This is a genomic window from Brevundimonas staleyi, assembly GCF_041893865.1.
GTDB lineage: Bacteria > Pseudomonadota > Alphaproteobacteria > Caulobacterales > Caulobacteraceae > Brevundimonas > Brevundimonas staleyi.
In genome coordinates this window covers 674,143-693,851 of the sequence record NZ_CP169082.1, presented here as the reverse complement: position 1 = coordinate 693,851, position 19,709 = coordinate 674,143, and the positions used below count along the sequence as shown (strand labels likewise).

Below are 19,709 nucleotides of genomic sequence, written 5' to 3'. Positions count from 1 at the left end.
AAGGCTCCGCTGTCAACCGACAGCGGAGGAACTCAGGACACGTGGGGGGTGATGATGCCCAGCGGCAGGGTGGTCACGTTCTTCACGCCGCGCGTGACGATGTGGCTCTCGCAGTCCGAGACGATGCCCAGCGTCAGCAGCTTTTCGCGCAGGAACTGGTCGAAGGCGTGCATGTCGGAGGTGATGATCCGCAGCACATAGTCCTCGCGGCCCGTGATGGTGGCGCACTGGACCACTTCGGGCCAGTTGGCGACGGCCGCCTCGAACAGATCCAGGTTCTCCTTCGAGGGCAGCATCAGCTTGACGATGGCGTAGACTTCGAAGTCCAGACCCAGCAAGGCGGCGTCGAGCAAGGTGACACGCTTGCGAATGAGGCCGGAATCTTCCAGTCTCTTGATCCGTCGCCAGCACGGCGAGGCGGACAGGCCCACGCGCTCGGCGACCTCCGCGACCGACAATCCGGCGTCCTGCTGCAGGATGTCGAGAATTCGAGCGTCGATGGGATCCAGTTCGTCCGCCAAAGCGTTTCTCCGTTTGTCGTTATTGCGCAATAAATAACCCTTAATCGGGTTGACGCAAGGCGAAAATAGGCGAGCCTTGATTTGACGCCCATGCTATCCAGCCGCCAACGCAAGATGCGGTCGGATCAACCGAACGGCAGGATGGAATGACCAGGAACACCAAGCCGCTCTCCCTGCGCGTGCCGGAGCCCTCGGGGCGTCCCGGAGACACGCCGGATTTCAGCCACCTCAAGCTCGACGCCGCCGGCGCCGTGGACCGGCCCCCGGTCGACGCCCGGCCGGTGCAGATGCTGGATCTGGCCTTCCGCCTTGTGCGGGTGCTGGATGATGAGGGCAATGCGGTCGGCCCGTGGAACCCGCGTCTGGACGCCGAGACCCTGAAGAAGGGTCTGAAGGCGATGATCCTGACCCGCGCCTTCGACGACCGGATGCACAGGGCCCACCGCCAGGGCAAGACCAGCTTCTATATGAAGTGTACGGGCGAGGAGGCCATCGCGGTGGCCCAGGGCATGATCCTGTCGCGCGAAGACATGGGCTTCCCCACCTATCGCCAGCAAGGGCTTCTGATCGCGCGCGGCTATCCGCTCGTCGAGATGATGAACCAGATCTATTCCAACGCCTCGGACCCGATCAAAGGCCGTCAGCTGCCGATCATGTATTCGGCCAAGGACTATGGCTTCTTCACCATCTCGGGGAACCTGGGCACGCAAGTTCCCCAGGCCGTGGGTTGGGCCATGGCCAGCGCCTACAAGGGCGACGACAAGATCGCCATCAGCTGGATCGGCGACGGCGCCACGGCTGAAGGCGACTTCCACAACGCCCTGACCTTCGCGGCCGTCTACCGCGCCCCGGTCATCCTGAACATCGTCAACAACCAGTGGGCCATCTCGTCCTTCCAGGGCATCGCTGGCGGGATGGAGACCACCTTCGCCTCCAAGGCCATCGGCTACGGCCTGCCGGCCCTGCGCGTCGACGGCAACGACTTCCTGGCCGTCTGGGCCGCGACCCAGTGGGCCGAGGAGCGCGCCCGCTCCAACCAGGGCGCCACGGTGATCGAGCTGTTCACCTATCGCGGCGCCCCGCACTCGACCTCGGACGACCCCAGCCGCTACCGCCCCGGCGACGAGCACGAGAAATGGCCGTTGGGCGATCCGATCGAGCGTCTGAAGAAACACCTGATCGCACTCGGCGAATGGTCGGACGAGATGCAGGCCGAGGCGGAAGCCGACGCAGTCGCCCAGGTCCGCCAGGCCGGCAAGGAATCCGAAGCCATCGGCACCCTTGGTCAGTCGCGCCCCTCGGTGAAGACCATGTTCGAAGAGGTCTATGCGACCGAGGACTGGCGCCTGACCGAACAGCGCCGAGAGGTGGGCGTATGATGCGGCCTCCCTGCTCCCCCTTCCTCGCCGAAGGCATTTCATCTTTTGGCGCCGCGATGAGCGCTATGAGCGGGTTCGTCACAGCGATCACAGCGAAAGTCACGGCGGCCACCGCGAGGTCCGGTCCGTGGACGCCGCTACGCTCCCGTCGTGTTCGCCGTGCATCCTCCGTGTTCGCCGTGATGAACTTTTCCTGCGCTAACGCGCGCATGAGCGGTGATTTCAAATGAGCGAACAGACCTTCACCGACGCCGACCGCACCGACGGCCTGGAGCCCGACATGGTCGATCAGAAGAACGCCCCGGCCTCGGACGCCCCCGAGACCCCGGCTGTCGCCCCCATGAACATGATCCAGGCCCTGAACTCGGCCCTGGACGTCAAGATGGCCGAGGATCCGAACGTCCTCAGCTTCGGCGAGGACGCGGGCTATTTCGGCGGCGTCTTCCGCGTCACCGACCACCTGCAGAAGAAGCACGGCCTGACCCGCAGCTTCGACGCCCCGATCTCGGAATGCGGCATCGTCGCCGCCGCCATCGGCATGGGCGCCTACGGCCTGCGTCCGGTCGTGGAGATCCAGTTCGCCGACTACATCTATCCGGCCTACGACCAGATCGTCAGTGAAGCGGCCAAGATGCGCTACCGCTCGGGCGGTCAGTTCACCTCGCCGATCACGATCCGCAGCCCCTACGGCGGCGGCATCTTCGGCGGCCAGACCCACTCCCAGTCGCCGGAAGCCCTCTTCACCCATATCGCGGGCCTGAAGGTCGTCATTCCGTCCAACCCCTATGACGCCAAGGGCCTGCTGACCGCGGCCATCGAGGACGACGATCCGGTCGTCTTCTTCGAGCCGAAACGCCTCTACAACGGCCCCTTCGACGGCTGGCATCAGAACCCGGTCAGCCCGTGGAAGGCCCAGGAGCTGGCCCAGGTCCCGACCGGCAAATATGTCGAGCCGATCGGCAAGGCCCGCGTCATGCGCGAAGGTTCGGACGTCACCATCCTGGCCTACGGCACCATGGTCTGGGTCGCCCTGGCCGGCGCCGAACACGCGGGCCTGGACGCCGAGGTGATCGACCTCCGCTCCCTCGTTCCGCTCGACATCGAGACCATCGAGGCCTCCGTGAAGAAGACCGGCCGCTGCGTCATCGTGCATGAGGCGCCGAAGACCTCCGGGTACGGAGGAGAACTCTCAGCCCTGGTCCAGGAACGCTGCTTCTATCATCTGGAGGCGCCCATCGCCCGCGTCGCCGGCTGGGACACCCCCTACCCCCACGCCTTCGAGTGGGAATACTTCCCGGGACCCCAGCGGGTCTCCGACGCACTGAAGTCCGTCATGTCGGGAGGGCGCTGAGATGGGACGCTACGTCTTCAAACTGCCCGACGTGGGCGAAGGCACGGCCGAGGCCGAGCTCGTCGGCTGGCACGTCAAGGTCGGCGACACGGTCTCGGAAGACCAACTGCTGGCCGACGTCATGACCGACAAGGCGACCGTCGAACTGACTTCGCCCGTCAACGGCGTGGTCACCGCCCTGCACGGCGAGCCCGGCGTCATGTCGCCCGTCGGCGGCCCCCTGGTGGAGTTCGAGGTCGAGGGCGAGGGCAACGCCTCCGCCGCCGCGCCCGCCCCGGTCGCCGAACCCGAGCCCGAGGTCGCTCCTGAGCTGGAAGCCCCTGAGGCCGAAGAAATCGCCGAGGCCGCGCCTGTCGCCGCCGCCGGCAACTATGTCTTCAAACTGCCCGACGTCGGCGAAGGCACGGCCGAGGCCGAGCTGGTCGCCTGGCACGTCGCGGTCGGCGATGCGGTGGAGGAGGATCAGCTCCTCGCCGAGGTCATGACCGACAAGGCCACCGTCGAACTGACCTCGCCGGTCTCCGGCCGGGTCGCGGCCCTGCACGGCGCAGTCGGCAAGGCCTCTCCGGTGGGCGGCGCCCTGGTCAGCTTCGACGTCGCCGGCGCCGGCAATGTCGCGGCGGCCCCGAAGGCGGCCGCACCCGTCGCCGCACCGGCCAAGGCCGAGCCCGCCCCCAAGGCCGAAGCGCCCAAGGCCAAACCGGCTCCGGCCGCCGAAGCCGCCCCGGTCGCTCGCAAGGCCCAGACGCCCGGCGTCCGCCCCCTCGCCTCGCCCGCCGTGCGCAAGCGCGCCCGCGAACTGGGTCTGGAACTGCAGTTCGTGCCCGGTTCCGGCCCGGCCGGACGGATCGAACACGCCGACCTGGACGCCTTCGTCGCCCATGGCGCGCGCGCACCGTCCGAACACGGAACATCGTCGCCCTCGACCTACGCCAAGGCCGAAGGCACGACGGAGGTCCGCATCATCGGCCTGCGCCGCAAGATCGCGGAGAAGATGGCCGAGAGCGTCCGGCGCATCCCCCACATCACCTATGTGGAGGAGATCGACGTCACGGCGCTTGAGGAACTGCGCGCCCACCTGAACGCCCAGGCGAAACAGACAGGCAAGGCCAAGCTCAACGTCCTGCCCTTCATCGCCCGCGCCATCGTCGTGGCCCTGCGCGACCAGCCGCAGATCAACGCGACCTATGACGACGAGAACGGCGTCCTCACCCAGCACGCCGCCGTCCACCTGGGCATCGCCGCCCAGACGCCGAACGGCCTGATGGTCCCGGTCGTCCGTCACGCCGAGGCGCGCGACCCCTACGACACGGCCGCCGAAATCGCCCGCGTCTCCGGCGCGGCCAAGGACGGTTCGGCCAAGCGTGAGGAGCTCTCCGGCTCGACCATCACCATCACCTCCCTGGGAACCCTGGGCGGCGTCGTCCACACCCCGATCATCAACCACCCCGAGGTCGCCATCGTCGGCCCCAACAAGATCATCGAACGGGTGGTGGTGAAGGACGGCCAGATGGTGGTCCGCAAGATGATGAACCTGTCGTCCAGCTTCGATCATCGTATCGTCGATGGTCATGATGCGGCGGTGTTCGTGCAGCGGATCAAGGGCCTGCTGGAGCACCCCGCGACGTTGTGGATGTGAAACTCATGATGCGAGGCGGAGCGATGGCGGTTGGCTTGGCTCTGCTCGCCTCGCCAACGTTGGCATGCACAATGATCGTGGCGATGCCCGAACCTGGAGAGACCTGGGCTCAAGCCCAACTCCGCAGTGATCGCCAGCAACAACGGGACAACTGGGCGCGTGCCGACGCCGTCTACCTGGTGAGGGTGACTGAGAATCTCGAAGAGCCCTACATTTCGCGCGGTCGACCGGTCGTCGCATTGAAAGGGCAAATATCTGCAGGATATCTCGACGTACTCAACGGCTGCGCAGCTTGGGCGCCCGGCTCGGTCGCCATTGTCTTTGTAGAGCGCGCAGCAGCGACAGGCTGGCAGACGTTCGACAGTCTTGCGCCTAGCGAAGTCCGTGATCCGCAACTCGTGACCCACCTCCAACGCACCGCTGAGCGACTGCGAAACGGCAGAACCCAATGACCCAGACCCTCAAAACCAAAGTCCTGATCATCGGCGCCGGCACCGGCGGCTATGTCGCCGGCATCCGTTGCGGCCAGTTGGGCCTCGACACCGTGCTGGTGGACGGCTCGGATGGCCTCGGCGGCACCTGCCTGAACGTCGGCTGTATTCCGTCCAAGGCCATCATCCATGCGGCCTCCAAGTTCGAGACCGTGTCCAAGGCCGCCGGCGACGGGACGCTCGGGATCACGGCCTCGGAACCGGCCATCGACCTGTCGAAGACCGTCGCCTGGAAGGACGGCATCGTCCGTAAGCTGAACGGCGGCGTCGCGGCCCTGCTGAAGAAGGCCAAGGTCAAGGTGATCAAGGGCTGGGCGACCTTCCAGGACGCCAAGACCTGCCTCGTCTCGACCGAGGACGGCGACATCAGGATCACGGCCGAGCACGTCATCCTGGCCACGGGGTCGGAGCCGGTCGAATTGCCCTTCCTGCCCTTCGGCGGCGACGTCATCTCCTCGACCGAGGCCCTGTCGCTGGACGCCGTACCGAACAAGCTGGTCGTCGTCGGCGGCGGCTATATCGGGCTGGAGCTGGGCATCGCCTATCGCAAACTGGGCGCCCAGGTCGCCATCGTCGAGATGGCCGAGCGGATCCTGCCCCTCTACGACAAGGCCCTGACCGACCCGGTCGCCAAATGGCTGACCGACCACGGGGTCGAACTGCACCTCGGCGCCCGCGCGGGCGGCTTCGGAGACGGGAAGCTTTCGATCACGACGAAGGACGGCGAGCCGCTGCAACTGGACGCCGACAAGGTGCTGGTCACCGTGGGCCGTCGTCCGCGCACGTCAGGTTGGGGTCTGGAGAACATGGGCGTGGCCATGGCCGGGCCGTTCGTGAAGATCGACGACCGCTGCGCCACCTCGATGAAGAACGTCTGGGCCGTCGGCGACCTGACCGGCGAACCCATGCTGGCCCACAAGGGCTCGGCCCAGGGCGAGGTGGTCGCCGAGATCATCGCCGGCCGCGCTCAAGCAGCGAGCGGCCGCGCCGCGAGCGATAGCGCAGAAGAGAAGCGCTTCGACCCCGTCACCATCGCCGCCGTCTGTTTCACCGAGCCTGAGATCGTCTCGGCGGGCCTCGGGCCGCAGGACGTGGCGGGCCGCGACGACGTCATCACCTCGGTCTTCCCTCTGGCCGCCATCGGCCGGGCCCTGGCCATCGAGGCGGGCGAAGACGGCGGCTTCGTGCGGGTGCTGGCGTCCAAGGACGACCACCGCCTGCTGGGCGTCCAGGCCGTGGGCCAGCACGTCGCCGAACTGTCCAACAGCTTCGCCCAGATGCTGGAGATGGGGGCGGTGCTGGAGGACGTCGCGGGCGTGATCCACGTCCACCCGACCCTGGGCGAGGCCTTCCACGAGGCGAGCCTGCGGGCGCTCGGGCACGCCATTCATATCTGAGACACGTCCCCTCTCCCCTTGCGGGAGAGGGAGGTCGCGCACGGCGGCGTAGCCGTCGTTCTGGCGCGAGCGGGTGAGGGGTGACGCCGGCTTTTACCGAGCGGACACAGTCCCCCATGCCAGCGGGTGAATGTCACCCCCTCACCCGCCGGTGCCAGGACGATCGCTTCGCGCTCGTGCGCCGCCTCCCTCTCCCGCAAGGGGAGAGGGGGCGACTACTCCCGCACCAAGCGCACCAGCTTGCCGTCTTCCTCGTCGGTGATGACCCAGACGGCGCCGTCCGAGGCCACGGCCACGTCGCGGATCCGCTCGTTCAGGCCCGTCAGCAGACGCTCCTCGCCGACCACCCGGTCGCCCTCCAGCACCAGACGCGTCAGCGACTTTCCGGCCAGTCCGGCGATCAGCAGATTGCCGTCCCAGCCCGGGAACATGGCGCCGGAGTAGAAGGCCTGGCCGCCCGGAGCGATGACCGGATCCCAGTAGTAGACCGGCTGTTCCAGTCCGTCCCGCGCCGTGATCCCCTCATTGATCGCCGCGCCGCGATACTCGATGCCGTAGGCGATGATCGGCCAGCCGTAGTTCTTGCCCGCTTCCGGCTTGTTCAGCTCGTCGCCGCCGCGCGTGCCGTGCTCGATGGTCCAGACTGAGCCCGTGCCCGGCTGGACGGCGATGCCCTGGACGTTGCGGTGGCCCAGGGACCAGATCTCCGGCAGGGCGCCGGCCTGGCCGACGAAGGGGTTGTCCTGGGGCACGGAGCCGTCGGCGTTGATGCGGACGACCTTGCCCATATGGGAGTTCAGTTCCTGGGCCTGGGGCCGCATCGGGGCGTCGGAGCGTTCGCCCAAGGTCACGAACAGATGGCCGGCCGGGTCGAAGGCCAGGGCCGAGCCGAAATGCTTGTCGCCGTCATAGACCGGCAGGGCGCGGAAGATGACGCGGACATCCGACACGCTCGACCCGTCCGCCGACAGGACGCCGCGCGCCACCGAGGTCGCGTTTCCGCCCGAGCGCGGCTCGGCATAGCTCCAGAAGATCGTACGATCCGTGGCGAACGACGGCGACAGGATCACGTCCAGAAGGCCGCCCTGACCCCGCGCATCGACGGCGGGCAGGCCCGTGATCGGCTCACCGACCGCGCCGGTCGCGCTGACGATCCGCATCCGGCCCGGCCGCTCGGTCACCAGCCAGTTCCCGTCCGGCAGCTGGGCGAAGCCCCACGGGTTCTGGAGGCCGGAGGCCACGACGGAATGGGTCAGCGTCCCCTCGGTCTGGACGCCCGGCGCGCGGGTCTGGCCGGGGAAGGCGGGGGTCTGGTTGGCGCCGTTGGCCTCGCGCGTCTCGACCGGGGCGCCGGGCGCGGCGGTCGTCTGTCCGCTCTGGCCGCTGGCCCCGCAGGCCGAGGCGAAGACGAGCACGGACGAGGCGGCGGCGAGAACGATCGGGCGCATGGGAACTCCGGGTCTGGTTTGGGCGTACGGAAACGTGCCTACAGGATAGGCACGGAACGGCCCACAAGCGGCGCCGTTCCGACGCATTTTCCGGCGCGACCCGGCGCCGCAGCCAGGCCTTCTTCGCGCCCGTGTGCGATGCGACTTGAACCGGAGGGACGGCGTCTGTATACGCACGCCTCTCGCGTCATCCGGCCTCCCGGCTGGCTGACAACCGATGCGCTGGGCTGGGTAGCTCAGATGGTTAGAGCGGTGGATTCATAACCCACAGGTCGGCGGTTCGATCCCGCCTCCAGCCACCAGCGCATTCCCCCTATCTGCGAACCCTCAGCTCGGCCGGCGCCGGGCGCACGCCGATGGGACGCGCGCTCTCGATCAGGGCGTCCAGACGCCCGACCAGCTCGATTCCCGCCGCGCTCAGATAGAGGTGTCGCGACACCCCCTCGCGCTCGTTGGAAGCCATGATGAGCCAGCCGCGTCCCGGCGGACGCGAGCCCGGATCGCCGGCGTCCAAGAGGGCGCGCGAGGCGCGCGACGCCGTCGCCTCGGTCGTCTCCATCAGGGCGGCCAGTTCCTTGACCCGCACGCCGGGGTTTTCGGCCACATAGAGGAAGGCCAGCATCTCGGACTGGGTGATGTCGGGCGCCAGCTTCTTCAGCAGGACCAGACCCGCCAGAAGGGTGTTCCGCCGCCGCCCGCCGGTCTCAGTCATCGACATAGGGGGCGACCACCACGGCCGGGGCGGGTGCGCGGCGGCCGGTCCGGGGCTTGCGCCGCTGGAACAGCAGGGCGGCGGACGGATGGTCCCGCTTCATCATCTCGAACTGACCGCGCACGGCGTCGGACTGGCGCTCGGCGTCCTCCAGGTCACGCGCGTCGATGTCGATGGTGATGGTGGCGCGGAAGCGAAGGGGCGCGGTCGCGGCCTCCGACGCGTTCGCGACCGCGGCGTCCAGCGCCTCGGACCGGGCGGCGCGGGCGGCCAGCAAGGCCCAGCCGACGCTGGCCTGAATCCCGTTCAGCAGTTCCATTCCCACAGGATCGATCATCGCGAGCCCCATTTTCCCCGATCGGCCACGACGGCAGAACAGGTCGAAATCGTGTTGCGAGCATGTCGGATTTCATACGTCGCTGTAACGTTTCCGGACCCCTGTCAGGTTTCGTCAGGATGTCGCAGGCCATGGGCGGCGAAACCGCCGAAACGCCCTGTCCGTGGGATTGAGAGCGTTCCGAAGACGGAGGATCGTTCAGTCCTTGCGCCGATCCGCCGCAGCCTCGGCGCGGCGTTTCCGCCGTCGGCGCCAGCGTCTTCCGGTCGGCTGGCCCGCCAGATCCCAGATGAACAGGGCGACCATGACGAGGATCACCAGCACGCCCAGCATCAGCATGATCGCCGCCTCCCCCAAGGAACGGTCATGCTTAACATTCGATGCTGCGATGCACCATCACTGCAACGGATCGTGATGACCGACGTTTGCGGCAAAGGTTCAACGCTGTTCGAGGGCTCATCATGACCATTCGTATTCCGTCGCTTCTGGCCGTCTCCGCCATCGCCGCCCTGTCGCTGGGCGCCGTCGCCTGCACCCAGGCCGAGCAGGAGAAGACCGAGGCCAACGCCGAGGCCGCCGGCGATCACGCCGAGGTCGCCGCCTCCGAAGCCGCCGACAAGGCAGGCGACGTCGCCGCCCAGGCCGGCGAGGTGCTGGAGGCCGGCGCCATGAAGGCCGCCCAGGCCGTCGAGACGGGCGCGGGCAATGTCGCCGACCGTCTGGAAACCAACCAGGCCCAGGCCGCCGCCGAGGGCCGTCCGGGCGCCGTCGATCCGGCCACGGACCAGCGCGTCCCGGCTCCGGCGCACTAAGGGCGCCAAGTCGAGCGCCATCCCATCCGCACCTTCTCATCCGAGCACCCCAGCGAAGGCTGGGGTCCAGATGGAAGACTCTGGCCGTCTGATCACAAGGACCGGTGCGCCATCCCAGCCACCTGAACCCTTGATCTGGACCCCAGCCTTCGCTGGGGTGCACGGATGTGGCGACTAGACCCCGGAGCCTTCGGCGAGCACCGCATCGATGAGCGCCTTCGCCTCCGCGCTGTTCCAGTCGGCCTCGCCGGCGAAGGCGGCGCGGATGCGGCCCTCGCGATCCAGCAGGATCGTCTGGGGCATCTTGCCCTTGCCCGGAAACTCGAACGGCAGCTGGAATTTCGGGTCGCCGTAGAAGGGCAGCGGCTCATGCACGTCGATGAAGCTCTTCGCATCGGCCACGGCGTCGTCGCCCGTATCGACGTTGATCGGCATCACGACCAGATCCCCGTCCGGATAGGACCCGGCCAGGGCCGCGATGGTCGGCATCTCTGTCCGACAGGGCGCGCACCACATGGCCCACAGGTTCACCAGGACGACCTTGCCCCGGAAATCCGCGAACCGCACATCCGCCCCTTCGCGCGTCTTGAAGACATAGTCGGGCGCCGTCTCCAGCACCGCCGGGGTCTCCAGCGCGGCCAGGGGACCGACCGCGAACCGGGCCAGTTCGCTCTTTTCCGCGCTCGCGTCGGTCTCGGCTTTGAAAGGACCGGCGTGCATGGCGTATAGGGTCCCGATCGTTCCGCCGGCGAGCACCGCCAGCGCGAGCGCTCCCCCGATCCAGACGCCCCTTTTCGAGCCGCTCATGTCCAACCCCCAAGACCCGGCATCCGCCGGGCAGTCGCCGCAGTCGGGCCAGACCCTATGGGGCGGACGCTTTTCCGCCAAGCCCGCCGACATCATGCAGGCGATCAACGTCTCCATCGGCGTCGACAAACGCCTGTGGGCGCAGGATCTGCGCGGATCGCGGGCGCATTGCCGCATGCTGATCGACAAGGGCATCGTGCGGCCGGACGACGGCGCCGCCATCCTCGGAGGTCTCGACACGATCCAGGCCGAGATCGAAGCCGGGACCTTCCCCTTCCGCGACGAGTACGAAGACATCCACCTGAACGTCGAGGCCCGGCTGTCCGAGCTGATCGGCGAGGCCTCGGGTCGTCTGCACACGGCGCGTAGCCGCAACGACCAGGTCGCGGTGGACTTCCGCCTGTGGGTCCGCGACGCCTGCGACCGCTCGGTCGAACAGCTGAAGGCCCTGCAGCGCGCCCTTCTGGAGCGCGCCGAACAGCACGCGGGCGACCTGATGCCCGGCTTCACCCATCTGCAGACCGCCCAGCCCGTCACGCTGGGCCATCACCTGATGGCCTATGTCGAGATGGCCGGTCGCGACGCGGGCCGCTTCGCCGACGCCCGCGCGCGGATGAACGAGAGCCCGCTGGGCGCCGCCGCCCTGGCCGGTTCGCCCTTCCCCATCGACCGTCATGCGACGGCGGCGGCGCTCGGTTTCGACGGCCCGATGCGGAACTCGCTGGACGCCGTGTCGGATCGCGACTTCGCGCTGGAGACCCTGGCCGCCGCCTCGATCACCGCGGGTCACCTGTCGCGTCTGGCCGAGGAGATCGTGGTCTGGATGACGCCGATGTTCGGTTTCGTCACCCTGCCCGACGACCTGACCACCGGCTCTTCCATCATGCCGCAGAAGAGGAACCCCGACGCCGCCGAACTGGTCCGCGCCAAGACCGGCCGGATCATGGGATCGTTCGTCGCCCTGTCGACCGTGATGAAGGGTCTGCCGCTGGCCTATTCCAAGGACATGCAGGAGGACAAGCCGCCGGTGTTCGAGGCCATGGACGCGCTGGATCTGGCCCTGACCGCCATGACGGCCATGGTTTCAGCCTTCCGTCCGAACACGGAACGGATGGCCGAGGCGGCCTCCTGGGGCTTCTCCACCGCGACCGATCTGGCCGACTGGCTCGTGCGCGAGGCCGACCTGCCCTTCCGTCAGGCGCACCATGTCACGGGCGCGGCGGTGAAGCGGGCGGAGCAGCTGGGCGTGGGTCTGGCGCAACTGCCGCTCGCCGAATTGCAGTCGTTGCATCCCGGCGTGACCGAAGCCGTTTACAAGGTGCTCACCCCTGAGGCTTCCTGCGCCAGCCGCCAGAGCTTCGGGGGCACGGCGCCGGAACAGGTCCGCGCGCGCATCGCCGAATGGAAAGACAGACTGTGATGACCAAGTCCCTCACCCTCGGCGCCCTGGCCCTGATCGCCGTCGCCGCCGCCGGTTGCGGCCGCATGGCCGATCTGGAGGCCCCGCGTCCGCGCGAGACCGAGCGCGCCCCGCGCGACGCCCGCGCCCCCGCCCTGCCGGACCCCGCGACCATCAACCGCCCGTCCAGCCAGCAGCCCATCGACGGCGGCCCCTCCAACCCGTTCGGCGCCACCGCCGCCGGTCGCGAGCCGCAGTAAGCCCCACCGTCATCCTCGGGCTCGACCCGAGGATCGGAGGTTCGATCAGCATTGCCTGGAAGCGGCGCACGACGGCTGGTGCGCCCCTTTTCTGTTTCCGAGACCCGGGTAGTCCGGTCCTCGGGTCAAGCCCGAGGATGACGGCCCCTTGGATCATTTCGATCTCGTCGACGGCGAACTGCACGCCGAACAGGTCTCGCTGACCGCCCTGGCGGCCGAGGTCGGCACGCCGGTCTATATCTATTCGACCGCCACCCTGACGCGGCACTACACGGTGCTGCGCGAGGCCCTGGACGCCCATCCGTCGGTTCTGGGCGACAGCCTGATCGCCTATGCGGTCAAGGCGAACTCGAACCTCTCGGTCCTGGCGACCCTGGCCCGGCTGGGCTGCGGCGCCGACACCGTGTCGGAAGGCGAGATCCGTCGCGCGCTCAAGGCCGGCATTCCGGCCGACCGCATCATCTTCTCCGGCGTGGGCAAGACCGACGCAGAACTGGCCTTCGCCCTTCAGGCCGGCGTCCGCCAGATCAACGTCGAGAGCGTGCCCGAGCTGGACCGGCTGGCCGCCATCGCGGCGGGCCTGGGCGTCGTCGCCGACATCGCCATCCGCGTGAACCCCAAGATCGGCGCCGGCGGCCACGCCAAGATCACCACCGGCGGCGAGGGGGACAAGTTCGGCGTCCCCGCGGACGAGGCCCTGGACCTCTACGCCCGCGCCGCCGCCAGCCCGCACCTGAACCCCGTGGGTCTGGGCTGTCACATCGGCAGCCAGATCACCGACCTGACCCCGCTGGAGGGCGCCTTCGGCCTGTTGCGGAAGCTGACCGAGACCCTGCGGCAGCAAGGCCTGCCGGTCACCCGCATCGACCTCGGCGGGGGCCTCGGCGTCCCCTATGTCGGCGGCGCCGTGACCGCCTCCCCCGCCGACTACGCCGCCATGACCGCACGCGTTCTGGACGGCCTGGACGTCGAAGCGGCATTCGAGCCCGGCCGGCTTCTGGCCGCCAACGCCGGCATCCTCCTGGCCCGCGTCATCCAGGTGACCGAGCGCGCCGACGGTCGTCGTTTCCTGGTGCTGGACGCGGCCATGAACGACCTCCTGCGCCCGGCCATGTACGACGCCTTCCACGAGGTGAAGCCCGTCGCCCCGCGCGAGGGCGAACCCGTCGCCTACGACATCGTCGGCCCCGTCTGCGAGACCGGCGACACCTTCGCCCGGGGCCGCCTCCTTCCGCCGATCCAGGCCGGGGACCTGGTCGTCTTCACCGGCGCCGGGGCCTATGGCGCGACCATGTCGAGCGAATACAACTCCCGCCCCCTGGTGCCCGAGGTGCTGGTGGACGGCGAACGCTGGGCCGTGGTCCGGGCGCGGCCGTCGTATGACGAGATGCTGGCGCGGGAAACGACGGCGGACTGGCTCTAGCCCAGAAACCGATCCACCGCCGCCATGAACCGGGTCGGCTGGTCGATCATGACCATGTGTTCGGCGCCCTCGATCCGCTCGAACCGGGCGGGTTCGCGCAGGTTGCGGTAGCCGGCGGCGAACAGGTTATCCAGGTGGGCGCGCGGGCTGCGGTCGTCGGCGCTCCAGCCATAGACCACCGTCACCGGCACAGAGATGTCGGGCAGGCGGTTCCGCAGATCCGTGGTCATGACCTCGTACAGACCCTGGGCCAGGACCTGACGGTCGCCGCCCTGCCAGCCCAGGGCCCCGAAGACATTGTCCGACGCCCCGCCAAGCTGCTGACCGAGCGCGGTCCCCTGCGTCCTCAGGGCCTCGTCGCCGAGGAACAGCAGGGCCTGGTAGGCGATCCGGGCCAGGGGCTCGACGTCTCCGACCGTGGCGCCGGGGCTGATGAGGGACGGGAAGAAGGGCGTCGCATCGACCACCATGACCCGGCCGACCTGCGGGCCCCTCCGGTCGCGCCCCGCATCGGCGGCGGCTCTCAGCGCCACCAGTCCGCCCATGGAGTGTCCGATGACCGCCGGGCGGTCCAATCGCTGGGACGCGATATAGCGACGCACCTCGCTCGCCACCGGCCCGACCAGGGCCCCGGCCTCGTTCGCGCCCGCCGGCACGTTCCCGAAGCCCCGGATGGTGACCAGATGCACCCGATAGCGGCCGTCCAGCCGGTTGGCCGTGCGCGACCAGACCTCGCTGGTGGAGGCCAGGCCGGGGATCAGGATCACGTCCGGCCCCTCGCCCCGCACCGTGACCACGATCCTCTCCGACCGGAACGCAGGCGTCTGCGCCTCCGCGACGGCCGGGAGGAGGATCAGGGCGAGGGAGACGATCAGGGCGCGCAGCATGTCAGGAGCCTGAACGGCGAAGTGGGCGAAGGGTTGACCACGGCCCTTGATCTTCGGCTCGCGGAGGCGCGAAATATGTCAGCAAGAAGTCTCTAGGGGAGGCCACTATGACTGTCCTGAAATACGCCGTCGCCGCCGCCGTGGCCACCCTGTGGGCCGGGGCCGCCGCGGCCCAGACCACGCCGACGGGCCCGATCGAGGTCCTGGGCGGCACCGCCGATGCGGCGACCCAGTCCACCGGACCGGAATGGTGGGCCTTCTCGCGCGGCGCCCAGCGCAACTATCTGATCGACGTGAACAGCGTGGTGAAGACCGGCGACGAACTGACCGTCATGGTCGCCCGCGTGCCCAAGGACACCGCCGCCGGCGACTACAGCTATACGCTGGATCAGTTCGGCATCCGGTGCCGCGCCCGCCAGTCGCACGTCGTCACCTCCGCCGACGCTCTGGAGGACGGGGTTCCCGGCGAGGCCTTCGTCACCGACGAACCGTGGGAGGCCATCGCTCGCGACAGCTTCGACGACGCCATCCGCGAGATCACCTGCGACGACATGCGCCCGTCGCCGCCGGCCTACCCGACCGTGAAGGCCTACATCGACGCGGGACGGCCGTAGGACGCAGGGATTAGGCCTTAGGGATCAGGATTCGCCCCTACTCCCTAAGCCCTACTCGCTACTCCCTATCCTCAGACGTCCACCGCGGCGTCCAGGGCGTTCTCCTGGATGAACTCGCGGCGCGGTTCGACCACGTCGCCCATCAGCTTGGCGAACAGGTCGTCGGCGTCGTCGCCGTGCTCGACCTTGACCTGCAGCAGGGTGCGGGCGTTGACGTCCAGCGTCGTCTCCCACAGCTGCTCGGGGTTCATCTCGCCCAGACCCTTGTAGCGCTGGATCGACAGCCCCTTCTTGCCCGCGTCCAGCACCGCGTTCAGCAGGTCGAGCGGCCCGCGAATGGTCGTGGACTTCTCCTTGCGGCGATAGGTCGCGGGCGCCGCGAACACCCCGTCGAAGGCCCCCGCCCGTTCGGCCAGACGACGCGCGTCCAGCGAGCGGATCAGGGTCTCTTCCAGGACGATCGTCTCCTGCACCGCGCGACGGGTGCGGCTGAAGACCACGGCCCCCTGTTCGCCCGGCGCGCCGGCCCAGACCCCGTCGCCTTCCTCGGCATAGAGGTTCAGGCGCTCGGCGGCGGCGGCCGAGGTCGCGACCATGTCGGCGCCGTCGACGAACAGACCGGCCAGGGCCGCCTGTTCGATGGCGAAGGCCGGAGCGCGCTGGCTCAGGCGATCCACGCCGGCGCTGAAGGCCTTGGCCTCGCGCACCAGGGACTGCAGGTCCAGCCCCATTCGGCGCTCGCCGTTCGACAGGTCCAGCTCGGCCTCGGACGACCCTTCCTCGATCAGATAGGCGTCCATGTCCGCCTGATCCTTCAGGTAGCGGCTCTGCTTGCCCTTGGAGACCTTATAGAGCGGCGGCTGGGCGATGTAGACGTGGCCGCGCGTGATCAGCTCCGGCATCTGCCGATAGAAGAAGGTGAGCAGCAGGGTCCGGATGTGGGCGCCGTCGACGTCGGCGTCGGCCATCAGGATGATCTTGTGATAGCGCAGCTTGTCGGCGTCGAAATCGTCGCGCCCGATGCCGGTGCCGAGCGCCAGGATCAGGGTGCCGATCAGGTCCGAGGACAGCATCCGGTCGAACCGCGCCCGCTCCACGTTCAGGATCTTGCCCCGCAGCGGCAGGACCGCCTGGTTCTCGCGGTTGCGCGCCTGTTTGGCCGAGCCGCCGGCGGAATCGCCCTCGACGATGAACAGTTCGGACTTGGACGGATCGCGTTCCTGACAGTCGGCGAGCTTGCCGGGCAGGCTGGAGATATCCAGCGCCGACTTCCGCCGCGTCAGGTCGCGGGCCTTGCGCGCCGCTTCACGGGCGGAGGCCGCCTCGATGATCTTGGCGACGATCGATTTGGCCTCGACCGGATGCTCCTCGAACCACTGCGACAGGCCCTCGGTGCAGAGACCTTCCACAGCCGGGCGCACTTCGGACGAGACCAACTTGTCCTTGGTCTGGGAGCTGAATTTCGGATCCGGCACCTTGACCGACAGAACGCAGGTCAGGCCCTCGCGGGCGTCCTCGCCCGACGGTGCGACCTTTTCCTTCTTCAGGGCGCCCGAGCTTTCCATATAGGCGCTCATGACCCGCGTCAGACTGGTGCGGAAGGCCGACAGGTGGGTGCCCCCGTCGCGCTGGGGGATGTTGTTGGTGAAGCACAACATCGTCTCGTGGTAGGAGTCGTTCCACCACAGGGCCATGTCGATCTCGATATTGTCCTTCTTGCCCTTGATGACGATGACGTCCTTCATCAGCGGGGTCTTGGACTTGTCGAGGTGGCGCACGAAGGCCTCCACCCCGCCCTCGTAGTGCAGCAGGATGTCGATCGGCTCGGCGTGCCTGTGGTCCTGCAGCTTGATGACCACGCCCGAGTTCAGGAAGGCCAGCTCGCGCAGCCGGTGCTCCAGCGTCTTCAGGTCGAAGTCGATGTGCGAGAACGTCGTCACCGACGGATAGAAGGTCACCTGGGTGCCGCTCAGCGGCTGGCCCGCCTTTTCGCCGTCCGTGCGGATCGGCGCGTCGCCGGTCACGACCAGGCTCTCGACCGTGTCGCCCCGCTCGAACTTCATCTCGTGGCGTTTGCCGTTCCTGAAGATGACCAGTTTCAGCCAGTCCGACAGGGCGTTCACCACCGACACGCCCACGCCGTGCAGACCGCCGGACACCTTGTAGGAGTTCTGGTCGAACTTCCCGCCGGCGTGCAGCTGGGTCATGATGACCTCGGCCGCCGAAACGCCTTCCTCGGCGTGGATATCGACCGGAATGCCGCGGCCGTTGTCGGTCACGGTCACCGAGCCGTCGGCGTTCAGGATCACCTCGACCAGATCGGCGTGACCGGCCAGGGCCTCGTCGATGGCGTTGTCCACCACCTCATAGACCATGTGGTGCAGGCCCGAGCCGTCGTCGGTGTCGCCGATATACATGCCGGGGCGTTTGCGCACCGCATCCAGGCCCTTGAGAACCTTGATGGATTCCGCGCCGTAGGCGGCCTCTTCGGCCGTGTCCTCGTTGCGGTCGGCGGGATTTTGGTCGGTCATTCAGAAGTCCGGAGACGCGGGCCGCGCGGACCTCGCGATGCGACGTCCGGCCCGCTGAAAAGGGGCATTCGCCGGGCCGCCGATTCAGGCCGTCCGGATGCGTCGTTTATATAGGAAATTCGGGCGCGATTGCGAGTGTTTGCCACGCGGCCGAAGCCTTGCCATGGCCACTTTGTAACCCCATATGTTGCGTTCACCCATTGAAAGACCACCACCGACGCGATCAGCCTGATCGGCGCCGGTGAAATCGCTGTGCGGTTTCGCTGAAAGCTGGACAAGGCCGAACCTGAACATCACGACCCGGGGCGACGGACCGGGTCAAAGGGATAGCCGATGCCCCAAGCCGACAGCCTGATTTCGACACTGGTCGGGGGCTTCGTCCTCGCCTTCGTGTTCGGCATGTTGGCCAATCGGCTGAAGCTGTCGCCGCTGGTCGGCTATCTGATCGCCGGCGTGATCGTGGGCCCGCATACGGCCGGCTTCGTCGCCGACACGACGCTCGCGCCCCAGTTGGCGGAGATCGGCGTCATCCTTCTGATGTTCGGCGTGGGGCTGCATTTCTCACCCAAGGACCTGATGCAGGTGCGCCGCGTCGCCCTGCCCGGCGCCCTGGTGCAGATCGCCTCCGCGACGATCATGGGCTGGGCCCTCGGCCGGTTCCTCATGGGCATGTCCGACATGGAGGGCCTCCTGATGGGCTTCGCCCTGTCGGTCGCCTCCACCGTCGTCCTGATGCGGGCGCTGGAAGAGCGGCGTCAGAACAAGGGCGAGGTCGGGCGCATCGCCGTCGGCTGGCTGATCGTCGAGGACCTGGTCATCGTCATCGCCCTGGTCATGCTTCCCATGATCATCGTCACCAACGGCGAGGTGGTCGATCCGGCCCATCTGGCGGTCAATGTCGGCTGGACCCTGCTCAAGGTCGCGGGCTTCGTCGCCGTCATGCTGTTCGTCGGCGCCAAGGCCCTGCCCTGGCTTCTGGTCCGCATCGCCCACACCCGCTCGCGGGAGCTCTTCACCCTCGGCGTTCTGGCCATCGCGCTGGGCATCGCCTGGGTCGCCTACTACCTGTTCCACTCCTTCGCCCTGGGCGCCTTCCTGGCGGGTCTGGTGCTGAACGGCACGCCGCTCGGCCACAATGCGGCGGAGCGGTCCCTGCCACTGCGCGACGCCTTCGCGGTTCTGTTCTTCGTCTCGGTCGGCATGCTGTTCGACCCGATGATCATCGTGGAGCGTCCGCTGTCGGTTCTGGGCGTCCTGGGCATCGTCATCGTCGGCAAGACCATCGCGGCCCTGGCCATCACCAAGCTGTTCGGCCTGGACCGCGCCACCGGCCTGACGGTCGGCGCCAGCCTGGCCCAGGTCGGGGAGTTCTCCTTCATCCTGGCCGCGCTCGGCGTTTCGCTCGGCGCCCTCAGCCAGGAGACCCACGACCTGATCCTGGCCGCGGCCCTGCTGTCGATCTCGCTCAACCCCTTCGTCTTCGCCTTCATGGACAGGATCGGCGCCAAGCCGCCCGGCGAGCCTCCCGTCGGCGGCAAGGAGCCGAACCCGGCCACCGCCATCACCGACGGCCCGCTGGCGCGGTCCCGCCCGACTCGAGTATAGAGAAAATATTCTTAAACACCCCTTGAACCTCCGAGACCCGCTCGCCACATCGGCGGCGGGTCTTTGAAATTCTGAACGCACATATCTTCTCCTCCC

Annotated in this window: 19 protein-coding genes and 1 tRNA gene; 12 read left to right on the top strand and 8 right to left on the bottom strand. The window is 68.1% G+C overall.

Annotated features, from left to right (window positions below):
- Positions 1-32 precede the first annotated feature (32 nt).
- Entirely contained in the window at positions 33-521 is a 489-nt protein-coding gene (locus tag ACETK8_RS03525; protein ID WP_374038140.1) for an Lrp/AsnC family transcriptional regulator, read from the bottom strand.
- A gap of 146 nt (positions 522-667) precedes the next feature.
- On the opposite strand from ACETK8_RS03525, the gene ACETK8_RS03520 reads away from it, so the two are divergent.
- The 5 genes from ACETK8_RS03520 (at position 668) to lpdA (ending at position 6,778) form a co-directional block, all read left to right on the top strand.
- Positions 668-1,900, top strand: a complete 1,233-nt coding sequence (locus ACETK8_RS03520; protein ID WP_374038139.1) for a 3-methyl-2-oxobutanoate dehydrogenase (2-methylpropanoyl-transferring) subunit alpha — start codon at positions 668-670, stop codon at positions 1,898-1,900.
- 280 nt (positions 1,901-2,180) lie between these two features.
- Positions 2,181-3,251 (top strand): alpha-ketoacid dehydrogenase subunit beta, encoded by a 1,071-nt coding sequence (locus ACETK8_RS03515; RefSeq protein WP_374039455.1) that lies wholly within the window; start codon positions 2,181-2,183, stop codon positions 3,249-3,251.
- Between the two features lies 1 nt (position 3,252).
- A complete protein-coding gene (locus ACETK8_RS03510; protein ID WP_374038138.1) occupies positions 3,253-4,890 on the top strand; it encodes a 2-oxo acid dehydrogenase subunit E2 in 1,638 nt (545 codons plus the stop codon).
- 35 nt (positions 4,891-4,925) lie between these two features.
- A complete protein-coding gene (locus ACETK8_RS03505) occupies positions 4,926-5,342 on the top strand; it encodes a hypothetical protein (protein WP_374038137.1) in 417 nt (138 codons plus the stop codon).
- Positions 5,339-6,778 carry a dihydrolipoyl dehydrogenase gene (gene lpdA / locus ACETK8_RS03500; RefSeq protein WP_374038136.1) on the top strand — a complete coding sequence of 480 codons (1,440 nt, stop codon included), beginning with the start codon at positions 5,339-5,341 and terminating at the stop codon, positions 6,776-6,778. The genes ACETK8_RS03505 and lpdA overlap by 4 nt, the downstream gene beginning before the upstream one ends.
- 215 nt (positions 6,779-6,993) lie before the next feature.
- Here the strand turns inward: lpdA and ACETK8_RS03495 are convergent, their stop codons facing one another.
- Positions 6,994-8,226, bottom strand: coding sequence for a PQQ-dependent sugar dehydrogenase (locus tag ACETK8_RS03495; protein ID WP_374038135.1), 1,233 nt, complete (start codon positions 8,224-8,226; stop codon positions 6,994-6,996).
- Between the two features lie 225 nt (positions 8,227-8,451).
- Here ACETK8_RS03495 and ACETK8_RS03490 point away from each other — a divergent pair.
- A tRNA-Met gene (locus tag ACETK8_RS03490) sits at positions 8,452-8,528 on the top strand.
- 11 nt (positions 8,529-8,539) lie between these two features.
- Here the strand turns inward: ACETK8_RS03490 and ACETK8_RS03485 are convergent.
- The 3 genes from ACETK8_RS03485 to ACETK8_RS03475 form a co-directional block, all read right to left on the bottom strand.
- Positions 8,540-8,944, bottom strand: a complete 405-nt coding sequence (locus tag ACETK8_RS03485; protein ID WP_374038134.1) for a MarR family transcriptional regulator — start codon at positions 8,942-8,944, stop codon at positions 8,540-8,542.
- Positions 8,931-9,275 carry a hypothetical protein gene (locus tag ACETK8_RS03480; protein ID WP_374038133.1) on the bottom strand — a complete coding sequence of 115 codons (345 nt, stop codon included), beginning with the start codon at positions 9,273-9,275 and terminating at the stop codon, positions 8,931-8,933. Before ACETK8_RS03480 ends, ACETK8_RS03485 begins: the two co-directional genes overlap by 14 nt.
- 198 nt (positions 9,276-9,473) lie before the next feature.
- Entirely contained in the window at positions 9,474-9,614 is a 141-nt protein-coding gene (locus tag ACETK8_RS03475; protein ID WP_374038132.1) for a hypothetical protein, read from the bottom strand.
- A gap of 122 nt (positions 9,615-9,736) precedes the next feature.
- On the opposite strand from ACETK8_RS03475, the gene ACETK8_RS03470 reads away from it, so the two are divergent.
- Positions 9,737-10,087 (top strand): hypothetical protein, encoded by a 351-nt coding sequence (locus ACETK8_RS03470; RefSeq protein ID WP_374038131.1) that lies wholly within the window; start codon positions 9,737-9,739, stop codon positions 10,085-10,087.
- 174 nt (positions 10,088-10,261) lie between these two features.
- Here ACETK8_RS03470 and ACETK8_RS03465 read toward each other — a convergent pair whose 3' ends face one another.
- Positions 10,262-10,894 carry a TlpA family protein disulfide reductase gene (locus tag ACETK8_RS03465; protein ID WP_374038130.1) on the bottom strand — a complete coding sequence of 211 codons (633 nt, stop codon included), beginning with the start codon at positions 10,892-10,894 and terminating at the stop codon, positions 10,262-10,264.
- On the opposite strand from ACETK8_RS03465, the gene argH reads away from it, so the two are divergent.
- From argH to lysA, 3 genes are all read left to right on the top strand, one after another.
- A complete protein-coding gene (gene argH, locus ACETK8_RS03460) occupies positions 10,893-12,314 on the top strand; it encodes an argininosuccinate lyase (RefSeq protein WP_374038129.1) in 1,422 nt (473 codons plus the stop codon). The two genes, ACETK8_RS03465 and argH, sit on opposite strands and share 2 nt — an antisense overlap.
- Entirely contained in the window at positions 12,314-12,553 is a 240-nt protein-coding gene (locus ACETK8_RS03455; RefSeq protein ID WP_374038128.1) for a hypothetical protein, read from the top strand. Before argH ends, ACETK8_RS03455 begins: the two co-directional genes overlap by 1 nt.
- A 148-nt stretch (positions 12,554-12,701) precedes the next feature.
- On the top strand, positions 12,702-13,976 hold the full coding sequence (lysA, locus tag ACETK8_RS03450; protein WP_374038127.1) for a diaminopimelate decarboxylase: 1,275 nt from the start codon (positions 12,702-12,704) through the stop codon (positions 13,974-13,976).
- Here the strand turns inward: lysA and ACETK8_RS03445 are convergent.
- Positions 13,973-14,863 carry an alpha/beta fold hydrolase gene (locus tag ACETK8_RS03445; protein ID WP_374038126.1) on the bottom strand — a complete coding sequence of 297 codons (891 nt, stop codon included), beginning with the start codon at positions 14,861-14,863 and terminating at the stop codon, positions 13,973-13,975. The genes lysA and ACETK8_RS03445 overlap by 4 nt on opposite strands.
- Before the next feature lie 107 nt (positions 14,864-14,970).
- Between ACETK8_RS03445 and ACETK8_RS03440 the strand changes: the two genes are divergently transcribed.
- A complete protein-coding gene (locus ACETK8_RS03440) occupies positions 14,971-15,477 on the top strand; it encodes a hypothetical protein (protein ID WP_374038125.1) in 507 nt (168 codons plus the stop codon).
- Between the two features lie 71 nt (positions 15,478-15,548).
- Here ACETK8_RS03440 and gyrB read toward each other — a convergent pair whose 3' ends face one another.
- Entirely contained in the window at positions 15,549-18,008 is a 2,460-nt protein-coding gene (gyrB, locus tag ACETK8_RS03435) for a DNA topoisomerase (ATP-hydrolyzing) subunit B (RefSeq protein WP_374038124.1), read from the bottom strand.
- Positions 18,009-18,341: 333 nt separating this feature from the next.
- On the opposite strand from gyrB, the gene ACETK8_RS03430 reads away from it, so the two are divergent.
- A complete protein-coding gene (locus ACETK8_RS03430; RefSeq protein ID WP_374038123.1) occupies positions 18,342-19,613 on the top strand; it encodes a cation:proton antiporter in 1,272 nt (423 codons plus the stop codon).
- The last annotated feature ends 96 nt before the right edge of the window (positions 19,614-19,709 follow it).